Here is a 10,614-nt window from a genome sequence, read left to right as displayed (position 1 = left end):
AGAAGAACAGCAATCTCCACTCTTAACTCCAATGTTAGCATCGGCAGCTCGCTTAAAACTGCCAGTTTTACCCCAGGTGGGTCCGAATTACATTGGCATGTGGGTCATTTTTACATCGGTACTAACATCCATCCCGCGTTTACAGAAAACGCAAGCACCACACGAGCCGTAGGAAAGTCCCGTCACCCACAGCCCTTTCTTCAGGTCACCCGAGCCATCGTCATCAGCTATTTTTCCGATAAATTCATGACCCAAAATTGCTGGGTATTGTTTGTAGGGGTGCGTCTGGTTCAGTACCATGTAATCTGATCCACAAATGGCCGCTTTGTGGATTTCTACACGCATGAAGTCCGTAGGGGCAGGCGCGAGGGTCTCAGGTTCATATGTCTGGTGGCCTTTGTCGTGACATATCAGTGAGTAAAACATGATCATCCCTTGGTTATTTCGTTCAGAAGCACATTGATAATGCCGTCCCCTACTTCATTAACGAGAGGATCGTTGGCGGTATTTCCCGACACATTCCTCCTGACATCCATGGCGGAAAGCTTCAGGGATGAAAGTTGGTGCGAGGCATTGTCCAGTTTTGTTTTTCCTAATATCGAAGCCACGTATTCTGATGCATCTAGACCATTAGTTACCTGAGTTAGGAGAAAAGATACTTTGCCATGTGCCATCAGCGAACTGACCCATGAGGGATAGATCGCGGCTAAACCCCGTCCATGAGAGAACGAATAAAACGGGGCAAATGCCTGTTCAAAGCGGTGAGGCAGACAGGTACTGTTGTGGCAGACGCAAATCCCACCCAGTAAAGCGTTGTATGCAGCTTCAGCATAGAAGTGCTGATCCAGCTTTCCTGCTGCATAGCGGTCGATATTAGCGTTGATACGACGCAATGATTCAACAGCGAGTGACTCGGTAACGGGGTTTGACTTCACTGAGTGGAGAGCTTCGAAAACATGTGTAAAACTGTCGAAAAGTGTCTCGCGCAGCACGGTATCCGGTATGGTAACACCCAGGTCAGGATCGATCAGGGCAACGTCGGGGAAAACAGAATCGCCACGCACGCCATCTTTAATTCTTGAATCCGTATCAAGGATGATGGCTCCCTTAGTCACCTCGGACCCTGTTCCGAAGGTGGTGGGAACTGCAATATGGAAAATCTTGCTCTGAATATCATCATAGCTCTTAGCGAACAAATTATCTAAATCTACTGATTTGTCCATGCAAATGGCAGCGGCTTTAGTAAAATCGATTATATTCCCCCCTCCAACTGAAATGATCGAATCATATTGATTCTTCAGGAGATGAATTTGGATTTCGCGTAGCGACTCAATAGTAGCCTTAAAATCCCGCTGAACTATCCAGGAGTCATATCTGCCCTCCCCAGATTTATCCGCAATGAGTTTCTGGAGTACGGTTGAACGTTCAACTGTTGACTGGCTCATCACCAATAACGAATTTTTTTTACCCGCTGACAAAAGATACTGTGATAATTTCTTCAGCGCGCCTCTTTCAAAATGTATTTTGACAGGCAATGAGAAACTGAAACCTTCCAAGCCCGGGAAAGCCGATTCACCAGCCATAGGTCACATCTCCGTTCAAGATTAAGTCTTTAAAATCAATACATTAATCCATACCCATTCTTTATGGACAGCACTCTAAATAAATATGTTCCTCGTGTGATAGAAACCAGTTTCCATCACTCATATTGTTAACAAGACTTATGATTGCCATGCATCACAAAAACTTAATTTAAATGAAACAACAAAGCAACACTTATGTGTCAATTTAGAAACAAACACGTAGCTAATTGATTTATTTGATTAAATAATCTGAAAGTGGCTTTTAAAATCACCTATAGGATTTTTTTAAGATTATCCTCAAGGCTTTTTCTAATGATTTCAGCGGCGAGAACTCATTGCACTTGTTAAAAATTTTAATAAAAACATGAAGTAATTCGCAAAAAATCAATTTTTCAAAAAAACATATATTCTTTAAACTATTTATAGAATGAAATAACACAATCACGTATACTTCACGCGCAATTCAATCCAACATATTGTTACAGTTTATTTGAATGTGCACATTCGCTTGCGCTTTATAGCATTCTATTTAATTCAATTAATATATCAATTTTCCGTATTTACCTTCCTGTAAAGGATAAAACATTACTGAGCGTTTTTATGAAAAAATTACAGTCGTAAATCGTAAAAAAACAAATACATTGAAGATGATTATGTCGATAACAATCGTATTTATATTTTCATCATAACTTTAATTCCTCACCTTCTTAAGTTAATTAGTGACATGCATTACCAATGCCCACAAAGTATTTAGCTTTCTTTCATTATTGCATTTTATTTTTAAAATAGAGCGTGGAAATAGTAATATAATATTGTTATGATGATGATGATCCTCTTTTTTAATCTTACGTTCTGATGACAAAGCTGATCTTATGGATATCGATATTATAGGCTTCATCCCGGCACTCTTGCCCGTCGCGCTTTCTCCCGGGGCAAGTTTCACTCTGGTCATGAGCAGTGCACTCGCCAACGGACGTAGCGGTCTTCTGCGAACGCTTACCGGCACTGCCGTGGGCATATACATTCATGCAATTCTTATTGGTCTTGGCATTAGTGCTATCATTATTTCATTACCCGGGGCTTATAGCCTTCTTGAGACAGCCGGTACAGTTTATTTGCTCTGGCTGGGTGTGATGCTCATCAGAAGTGGCCAGCGCGCACAGCGGGACAGAACTCTGTACAGGACCACTTCGATTTCAGTGGGTGAGGCCACAATAGCTAACCTGCTAAACCCAAAAGCCATTATTTTTTATCTCACTGTGGTTTCGAGGTTTGCTGGCCAACATGGTGGCGTTGGGAGTTATCTGATTTTGGCATCTCTTCACGTGGTAGTGATGAGCCTGTGGCTGTACTTGGTCAGCCATGTTTTGATCTTTTCAGCAAAAGGCAGAGATCCGCAGTTGCTTAAAAAATATGTCAATATTTCCGGCGGAATACTGTTAATTTTTCTATCTTTGTCCACACTCTTCAAGAGTTTATTTTAAATTAGCAGGCATGCACCAAAGTAGTTATTACACGGTTTACGTCAACTTGTATCTTGGTGTTATTGCGGATATACAATGCTCCACATGCCAATGTAATTCAGAACTGCCTGGACAAACGGTCAGTCTTTAGCGAGCGGCCTATGCTAACATTGGAGCCAATGTGGACTGACCCCATGCCCGTAGACAAATTCAGTCCATTATTAAGTCGCATGCGTATAGAAATTCAAGACTGAACAGAAGTACACGCAATTCTACACACACCTGATCTTGGATGCCACAGGGCAACACCGAACAATTACGGACATAAATACCAATCAATGCATTGTTATTTAATATATTTTTGGATGATTACGGATATTACAGGAAAAGGAGATGGTGCCGATAATAGGAGTCGAACCTACGACCTTCGCATTACGAATGCGCTGCTCTACCAACTGAGCTATATCGGCATCGAGCCGGGCCTGCGGGGCAAGCCGGAAGTGCGTTGAACAAGGTAGACCTGTGTGAGAAACGAGTCAATAGCCGCCGGGGCGTTTGGTTATTTTGCAAGCAGCCACACTGCCGCGCGTTGGCCCTTCCAAAAAATCAGGGCGCAGCACGCTGCGCCCTGACGTCTTTACTACCGCAATCCGGCCTTAGCTGCGCACCAGATCGTCGCCGTAGCCGATCCACTTGTAGGTGGTCAGCGCGTCCAGACCCATCGGGCCACGGGCATGCAGTTTTTGGGTGCTCACCGCCACTTCCGCGCCCAGGCCGAACTGGCCGCCGTCGGTAAATCGGGTGCTGGCGTTGACGTACACCGCCGAGGAGTCCACCGCACGCACGAAGTGCTCGGCGCTGCTCAGCGAGCGGGTAAGGATCGCGTCGGAGTGATTGGTGCCGTGGGTGCGGATGTGGTCGATGGCCTGATCGATATCGTCCACCAGCAGCACGTTCAGATCCAGCGACAGCCATTCGTCGTCGTAATCTTCCGCGTTCACCGGCACCACCGTCGCCGGGCCGCCCTGCAGCAGCGGCAGCGCGTTTTCCGCCGCATGCAGCGTCACGCCCGCCGCCGCCATTTTGGCGCTCAGCGCCGGCAGGAACTCGGCGGCGATGCGGCGGTTCACCAGCAGCGTCTCCAGCGAGTTACAGGCGCTCGGGCGCTGGATCTTGGCGTTTTCAATCACCGTCAGCGCCTTGTCAAAATCGACGTCGGCATCCACGTAGGTGTGGCACACGCCGATGCCGCCGGTGATCACCGGGATGGTCGATTGCTCGCGGCACAGCTTGTGCAGGCCGGCGCCGCCGCGCGGGATCAGCATGTCGACATAGCGATCCAGGCGCAGCAGTTCGTTCACCAGCGCGCGATCCGGGCTGTCGATCGCCTGCACCGCCGCCGCCGGCAGGCCGCACTGTTCCAGCGCCTGCTGGATCACTTTCACCGTCGCCTGGTTGGTGTTGTGCGTCTCTTTACCGCCGCGCAGGATCACCGCATTGCCGGTTTTCAGGCACAGGCTGGCGACGTCGATGGTGACGTTCGGCCGCGCCTCGTAAATTACGCCAATCACGCCGAGCGGCACCCGGCGGCGCTCCAGCTTCAGCCCGCTGTCCAGCAGGTTGCCGTCCAGCACGTGGCCGACCGGATCGTTCAGGCGGCACACCTGGCGCACGTCGTTGGCGATCGCCGCCAGCCGTGCCGGGGTCAGCAGCAGGCGATCGAGCAGCGCTTCGCTCATGCCGGTGGCGCGCGCCTGCACCATGTCTTGTTCATTCGCCAGCAGGATCGCTTCGCTGTTGGCTTCCAGCCTGTCGGCCATTACCGACAGCACCTGATTCTTCTTCGCCGTGCTCAGCACCGCCAGCTGCCAGGAGGCCTGCTTGGCGGCCTTCCCCATCTGCTCCAGCATGCTCACTCCTTAACTGACAATCATATCGTCGCGGTGCACTGCCACCGGACCGTATTCATAACCGAGAATTTCGCTGATTTCCTGCGAGTGGTGCCCGGCGATCATGCGCATCGCGTCGCTGTTGTAGCGGCTGACGCCGTGCGCCAGATCGCGCCCCGCCAGGTTGCGGATGCGGATCACTTCGCCGCGCGAGAAGTCGCCCTTCACTTCGCGAATGCCCTTCGGCAGCAGCGAGCTGCCGCGCGCCATCATTGCTTCCACTGCACCATCGTCGACGGTGATCTCACCGGCCGGCGGCGCGCCAAAGATCCAGCGCTTGCGGTTTTCCAGCGGGGTTTCCAGCGCGTGGAACCGGGTGCCCACCGGTTTGCCCTCGATCACGTCCGCCACCACACCCGGCTTGCTGCCCGCAGCGATCACCACATCGATGCCGGCGCGGCAAGCCACGTCGGCCGCCTGCAGCTTGGTGCCCATGCCGCCGGTGCCCAGGCCGGAGACGCTGTCGCCGGCGATGGCGCGCAGCGCGTCGTCGATGCCGTGCACTTCACGGATCAGTTCGGCCTGCGGGTTGTTGCGTGGATCGGCGGTGTAGAGGCCCTGCTGATCGGTCAGCAGCAGCAGTTTGTCGGCCCCGGCCAGAATGGCCGCCAGCGCCGACAGGTTATCGTTGTCGCCCACCTTGATTTCGGCGGTGGCGACGGCGTCGTTCTCATTGATTACCGGCACGATGCGGTTGTCCAGCAGCGCCGTCATGGTGTCGCGCGCGTTGAGGAAGCGCTCGCGGTCTTCCAGATCGGCGCGCGTCAGCAGCATCTGCCCGACGTGGATGCCGTAAATGGAGAACAGCTGTTCCCACAGCTGGATCAGCCGGCTCTGCCCCACCGCAGCCAGCAGCTGCTTGGAAGCGATAGTGGCGGGCAGCTCGGGGTAGCCCAGGTGTTCGCGCCCGGCGGCGATGGCGCCGGAGGTAACGATGACGATGCGGTGGCCCGCGGCGTGTTGCTGCGCGCACTGGCGCACCAATTCGACGATGTGGGCGCGGTTCAGACGCAGCGATCCGCCGGTCAGCACGCTGGTGCCCAATTTCACAACCAATGTCTGGCTGCCGTTCATAGTATTTCTGCCGTGTGTAATGATGAGAGAAGAGTGCAAAGGTCTTTGTAACAGGAGAGACGCGTTATGCCAACAGGCACAACGCGAAATCAGCACAATACGTGGTCAAACGGGGTCAGGCGGAGAGTTTGATCAGTTTTTCTTTGAAATCGTCGGCGGGTTCCAGCCCCAGTTCCATGGTCGCCAGCAGTTCGCCCAGGCGGCGATGGAAGTCGCGCAGGGTGTCTTCCAGCTTGGCGCTCACTTCATCATCCTTAATGTTTTGCACCGTCCAGTCGCCTTCCTTGTCGAACAGGCCGAATTGGTAAGAATAGGTGAAGCGCGCCTCTTCCGCCTGCAGCTCCATCCACCAGCCCCAGAACTCGCGCTTCTCCGGAGCGGGCTTTACATTGACGCAGACGGCCAAACAATCAAAGAAAAAACGGTCGTTTTCACATTGCCCTTCACGCAGGTACGGCCCCAAGCTGGCAAAACGTTTCATTAGTCGGCTTTTAGGGTGACCACTCGGTAACGTCATTCTCTAACCTCCTCAATGTAGACCACTCTTTTTAACAAACTGTTAAAATTTAGCAACTAATTAACGCATTTTGTCCTTCAGCCAGCCGGACATCTGCAGCAGCGCCCGATGGAAGCTGTCGTAAACCGGGGTGCGCGGGATGGCGACCAGCTTGCCGCTCACCGAAGAGGTGACGATCAGCTGCGACTCCTCTTTCGGGCTGAGCGTATCGCGCTCCCAGTAGCCGGAGATCATCGGCGTCGGGCAGCGGCGCCCCAGCAGCCCCTGCATTTTCAGCGAGTAGCTGTTCAGCTCCACCTTCAGCACGTTGTCCGAGGCGTTAGCCATGCCCATGCGGCTGGCCAGCACGTCCATATACATGTCCGGTACGTTCAGCTGGGTGCTGCTGTCGCACAGCAGGCGATGCACCACCGGCCCCAGGCAGGCCACGCCGCGCAGCCGCTGCGGCTCCAGGTAGGCCAGCCGCACCGCCACGTTGGCGCCGAAGCGGAAGCCAAAGGCGCTCACCCGCTGATGGTCCACCCACGGCACCGAGGCCAGTTGGATCAGTACCTGCTGGTGCAGGTAGCTGGAGTCCTGCGTCAGCTTCCATTTGCAGGAGGAGCCGATCGACGGCATGTCGAGCGTCAGCATGGCGATGCCGTGCGGCGCCAGGTAATCGCGGAACAGGCGGTGGTAGTCGGTCTGCAGCGTGTCGAGGCTGCCGCACATCAGCACCGTCGGGAACGGCGCCTCGCCCTTCTCCGGCATGTGCAGGAAACCGGTGACGCTGCCGCCGCCCTCGATGCGAAACTCCAGCTCTTTCAGCTGATACGGCAGCAGCAGAGCCGCCTCTTCGTAAGCGCGGTTGGCGAGCATCTCCGCCTGTTCGGCCAGCTCGTCGCCCTTCAGGTGCGGGTAACCGGCGATGCTGTACAGGCTCGCGGCCTTCAGCCAGTATTCGCCGCCGAGCAGCGGATCCTGCTGCTCCGTCGCCCGCTGCTGCCACTGCATGCCCTGATGGATCCACTCGTAGATCCAGTTGCCATTGCGGTAACCCACCACGGTATCCAGCCGCTGCGGATTGCTGCGCTCGGCGTCCGAAGCGGCGATACGCGCCAGCACTTCGTGGATTTCGATCGGGCTGACGCCGCGCCAGGCCCACAGCAGCGGATTCAGCATGCGATACCAGCTGCCGGTGGTGTCGCCTTCCAACGCGGAATGCATGGCGGCGCTCACTTTGTTGCGCGCGCGCAGCACCAGCGTCGAAGTTTCAGGGTGTTTGAATTTGGGCTTGAAAAGAATTTCAGAAAGGTTGGCCTGTGCCATGGTAACAACAGCCTCCGTAAATCTGGCGATAGGCCGCAAAAGGCCTACTTAACTGGAGGTAGTGTACCTAACTCTGGCGGGATAAACCAAGATAACGCAAACGCCCGGCATAACCGGGCGTCAGACGGCTGACAAAGGAGGAAAAAGCGTGGTTTTTCCTCCTTTGTGGCAAACAGCCGAAAATCAATAAATTGATTTTCCTTATTTTTTATAGGTTGTCTTCGGTAAGCCTGACAACGTCATCACGTTTATCATTAAACAAACGCCCGGCATAACCGGGCGTTGACTTGGAACGGGTTGGGCTTAGCGGCCGCCGATCGGGGGAACGAAGCTGACGCCCATGTCCCACGGCTGTTCGATCCAGGTATCCTGCGGGATGTCGACCACGTAGTCGTCCACCAGCGGGCGGCCCGCCGGCTTGGCAAAGATGGTGACGAAATGCGCTTTCGGGTACATATCGCGGATCGCTTTCGCGGTGCCGCCGGTATCCACCAAATCGTCCACCACGATGAAGCCTTCACCGTCGCCTTCGGCGCGCTTGAGCACTTTCATTTCGCGCTGGTTGTCATGGTCGTAGCTGGAAATGCAGACGGTATCCACGTGGCGGATGCCCAGTTCGCGCGCCAGCAGGGCCGCCGGCACCAGGCCGCCACGGCTTACGGCAATGATGCCCGTCCATTTGTCGGCAGGCAGCAGGCGGTGTGCCAGCTTGCGTGCGTGCATTTGCAGCATATCCCAGGTAACAACGTATTTTTCGCTCATAGAATCGTGTCCCAGCCGGCTGGTGAAGCGGCTTACTTTATAGTTCAGGGGAAAAAAGGTTGCGCGAGATTATAGAGATTGGCCGCGTTGAATTCCAGCTGTACCGAGGAAAACCTCGCGATTTCCGCCGCACGGCTTTCCGGTGATTGATGCTGCAAAAACGAGCGTGACCGCAGCGAAGCCGTGTGATCAGGCGCTTAAACCGCACAATGCAGGGCGCGCACCGCCGGAAATAAAGTGATATTCTCTGATGATCGTGCCACGACGCACAGATACCCACTCACCTTAACCGCGCGGCACGCCCGTCCTGTCGGAGCCTGCCGTCACAGGAGACTTATAGTGTCTGAATTGTCTCAGCTTTCGCCACAGCCGCTGTGGGATATTTTCGCCAAGATCTGTTCTATCCCGCACCCTTCTTATCATGAAGAAGCGCTGGCGCAGCACATCCTCACCTGGGCCAAAGAAAAGAACCTGCACGCCGAGCGCGATCGGGTTGGCAATATCCTGCTGCGCAAGCCGGCCACCAAAGGCATGGAAAACCGCAAGCCGGTCGCGCTGCAGGCACACCTGGACATGGTGCCGCAAAAGAATAACGACACCGTGCACGACTTCGCCAAGGATCCGATCCAGCCTTATATCGCCGGCGAGTGGGTAAAAGCGCGCGGCACCACGCTGGGCGCCGACAACGGCATCGGCATGGCCTCCGCCCTGGCGGTGCTGGCCGACGACAGCGTTGAGCACGGCCCGCTGGAAGTGCTGCTGACCATGACCGAAGAAGCCGGCATGGACGGTGCCTTCGGCCTGCAGCCGAACTGGCTGCAGGCGGACATCCTGATCAATACCGACTCCGAAGAAGAAGGCGAAATCTACATGGGTTGCGCCGGCGGTATCGACTTCATCACCACCCTGCCGCTGCAGCGCGAAGCGGTGCCGGCCGGTTACCAAACCCTGAAGCTGACCCTCAAGGGCCTGAAAGGCGGCCACTCGGGCGCCGAGATCCACGTCGGGCTGGGCAACGCCAATAAACTGCTGGCGCGCTTCCTGTTCGCCCATGCGGCGGCGCTTAACCTGCGCCTGCTGGATTTGAACGGCGGCACCCTGCGCAACGCCATCCCGCGTGAAGCCTCCGCGGTGGTTGCGGTGCCGGCGGACAAGGCCGACGCGCTGAAAGCGCTGAGCCAGGAGTTCCTGGCGGTGCTGCAGAACGAACTCGCCGCCAAAGAGAAGAACATCACCGTGCTGCTGGAGCCAACCACCAGCGCTTCGCAGGCGCTGAGCGCCGACAGCCAGCAACGTTTCCTGGCGCTGCTGAACGGCACGCCGAACGGCGTGATCCGCATGAGCGACGCGGTAAAAGGCGTGGTGGAAACCTCGCTGAACGTCGGCGTGGTCACCACCAGCGAAAACGAAGCGGAAATCATCTGTCTGATCCGCTCTCTGATCGACAGCGGCAAAGACTACGTGGTCGAGATGCTGACCGCGCTGGGCCAGCTGGCCGGCGCCAAGGTGGCGCCGAAGGGCGGCTACCCGGGCTGGCAGCCGGACGCCGACTCGCCGGTAATGCACCTGGTGCGCGAGCTGTATCAGGATCTGTTCAACAAGACGCCGAACATCATGGTGATCCACGCCGGGCTGGAATGTGGTCTGTTCAAAAAACCGTATCCAAACATGGATATGGTGTCGATTGGGCCAACCATCACCGGCCCGCACTCGCCGGATGAGCAGGTGCATATCGAAAGCGTCGGTCTGTACTGGAAGCTGCTGACCTCGCTGCTGAAAGCGATCCCTGAGCGCGCGTAAGCGGCGCGCTTAACGCAAAAAGCCGGCGACCGCCTAATGCTGGTCACTTAAGGGTGACCAGCAACTTTTTTATCTGGATATTTCCTGCTTCTGGCCCGGAGTTCTCTAGGATAACTTCGCTCTCTGCGCCCTGGTAGTACCAGCCATTTCGCCTGTTC

At 55.1% G+C, this 10,614-nt stretch carries 9 protein-coding genes and 1 tRNA gene; 2 read left to right on the top strand and 8 right to left on the bottom strand.

All coding sequences use genetic code 11. The features are described 5' to 3' along the window. Window positions 1-87: 87 nt before the first annotated feature. Window positions 88-426 carry an alcohol dehydrogenase catalytic domain-containing protein gene (locus tag M6G53_RS24350; RefSeq protein WP_253335080.1) on the bottom strand — a complete coding sequence of 113 codons (339 nt, stop codon included), beginning with the start codon at window positions 424-426 and terminating at the stop codon, window positions 88-90. A gap of 2 nt (window positions 427-428) precedes the next feature. Beyond that, entirely contained in the window at window positions 429-1,583 is a 1,155-nt protein-coding gene (locus M6G53_RS24345) for an iron-containing alcohol dehydrogenase (RefSeq protein ID WP_253335079.1), read from the bottom strand. 872 nt (window positions 1,584-2,455) lie between these two features. Here M6G53_RS24345 and M6G53_RS24340 point away from each other — a divergent pair. Continuing rightward, complete coding sequence (locus M6G53_RS24340) at window positions 2,456-3,067, top strand: LysE family translocator (protein WP_253335078.1); 612 nt, start codon at window positions 2,456-2,458, stop codon at window positions 3,065-3,067. Window positions 3,068-3,440: 373 nt separating this feature from the next. On the opposite strand, the gene M6G53_RS24335 is transcribed toward M6G53_RS24340, so the two are convergent. The 6 genes from M6G53_RS24335 to gpt form a co-directional block, all read right to left on the bottom strand. Beyond that, window positions 3,441-3,516: transfer RNA gene (locus M6G53_RS24335), tRNA-Thr, on the bottom strand. A 186-nt stretch (window positions 3,517-3,702) separates the two neighbouring features. Continuing rightward, window positions 3,703-4,956, bottom strand: a complete 1,254-nt coding sequence (gene proA / locus M6G53_RS24330; protein WP_253335077.1) for a glutamate-5-semialdehyde dehydrogenase — start codon at window positions 4,954-4,956, stop codon at window positions 3,703-3,705. A 9-nt stretch (window positions 4,957-4,965) separates the two neighbouring features. Continuing rightward, a complete protein-coding gene (gene proB, locus M6G53_RS24325) occupies window positions 4,966-6,069 on the bottom strand; it encodes a glutamate 5-kinase (RefSeq protein ID WP_015376738.1) in 1,104 nt (367 codons plus the stop codon). A 115-nt stretch (window positions 6,070-6,184) separates the two neighbouring features. Beyond that, on the bottom strand, window positions 6,185-6,586 hold the full coding sequence (gene crl, locus M6G53_RS24320; RefSeq protein ID WP_253335075.1) for a sigma factor-binding protein Crl: 402 nt from the start codon (window positions 6,584-6,586) through the stop codon (window positions 6,185-6,187). Between the two features lie 60 nt (window positions 6,587-6,646). Further along, the gene (gene frsA / locus M6G53_RS24315; protein ID WP_033637216.1) at window positions 6,647-7,894 is read right to left on the bottom strand and encodes an esterase FrsA; all 1,248 of its coding nucleotides are present in this window, start codon (window positions 7,892-7,894) and stop codon (window positions 6,647-6,649) included. A gap of 303 nt (window positions 7,895-8,197) precedes the next feature. Further along, window positions 8,198-8,656, bottom strand: a complete 459-nt coding sequence (gene gpt, locus M6G53_RS24310; protein ID WP_033637215.1) for a xanthine phosphoribosyltransferase — start codon at window positions 8,654-8,656, stop codon at window positions 8,198-8,200. Between the two features lie 339 nt (window positions 8,657-8,995). On the opposite strand from gpt, the gene pepD reads away from it, so the two are divergent. Next, the gene (pepD, locus tag M6G53_RS24305; protein ID WP_253335073.1) at window positions 8,996-10,456 is read left to right on the top strand and encodes a beta-Ala-His dipeptidase; all 1,461 of its coding nucleotides are present in this window, start codon (window positions 8,996-8,998) and stop codon (window positions 10,454-10,456) included. Window positions 10,457-10,614: the final 158 nt, after the last annotated feature.

The organism is Serratia nevei (genome assembly GCF_024160145.1).
In the GTDB taxonomy this organism is placed as follows: domain Bacteria; phylum Pseudomonadota; class Gammaproteobacteria; order Enterobacterales; family Enterobacteriaceae; genus Serratia; species Serratia nevei_A.
This window is presented reverse-complemented; position numbering and strand designations above follow the sequence as displayed.